Source organism: Nocardia sp. NPDC003999, assembly GCF_053604885.1.
This window is the reverse complement of sequence record NZ_JBSGIB010000058.1, coordinates 1-1,172: the sequence shown is the minus strand read 5'-3', so window position 1 is coordinate 1,172 and position 1,172 is coordinate 1. Positions and strand designations below refer to the sequence as shown.

Here is a 1,172-nt window from a genome sequence, read left to right as displayed (position 1 = left end):
GAGGAGTTGTCGTTGCCGGTGGATCGCCCCCGCCCCGCAGTGGCCTCCCACCACGGCGCCACCACCACCTACACCCTCGACACCGAACTCATCACCGCACTACACACCCTCGCACGCCAGCACGACTGCTCGGTGTTCATGGTCATCCACGCCACCCTCGCAGTCCTGCTCGCCCGCCTCAGCAACAGCACCGACATCCCCATCGGCACCCCCATCGCCGGACGCGGCGACCCCGCCCTCGACGACCTCATCGGCATGTTCGTCAACACCCTCGTCCTACGCACCCACATCAACCCCCACGAACCCTTCACCGACCTACTCACCCGCACCAGAAACACCGACCTCCAAGCCTTCCAACACGCCGACATCCCCTTCGAACAACTCGTCGACCACCTCACCCCCCACCGCACCCGCTCCCACCACCCCCTCTTCCAAACACTGCTCGCCTTCCAAAACCTCGACCAACCCCACCTCCACCTCCCCCACCTCGACATCACCCCCACCGAACCACCCACCCCCACAGCACGATTCGACCTACAAATCATCCTCACCGACAACCACAACGGCGAGATGACCGCCACCATCACCTACGCCACCGACCTCTACAACCCCACCACCATCGACACCCTCACCCACCGATGGCTCCACATCCTGCACGCCATCACCACCAACCCCACCCAACCCATCGCCACCATCGACATCCTCGACCCCACCGAAAAAACCGACCTCCTCACCCGCACCGGACCACCACCCACACCACCGACCACCCTGCCCGACCTCCTCACCACCACCGCCCACAACCACCCCCACAACACCGCCATCATCCACAACAACCACCACATCACCTACCAAGAACTCGACCAACGCTCCAACCACCTCGCCCACCAACTCCTCCACCACCACATCGGCCCCGAAGACATCGTCGCCATCGCCATCCCCCGCTCCCCCGAAACCATCATCGCCATCTGGGCCATCACCAAAACCGGCGCCGCCTTCCTACCCATCGACCCCACACACCCCACCCAACGAATCACCCACATCACCACCAACTCCCACACCACCATCGGCCTCACCACCACCCCCACACACCCACACCTCCCCCACACCATCAACTGGCTCACCATCGACAACACCCCACCCACCACCACCCCACCCATCACCGACAAAGACCG

1 protein-coding gene is annotated in these 1,172 nt (G+C 63.9%); it reads left to right on the top strand.

The annotated features are described in order from the left end of the window. Positions 1–18: 18 nt before the first annotated feature. Positions 19–1,172, top strand: a 1,154-nt coding sequence (locus tag ACWESM_RS36615) for a condensation domain-containing protein (RefSeq protein WP_364440034.1), incomplete at its 3' end; no start/stop codon positions are given.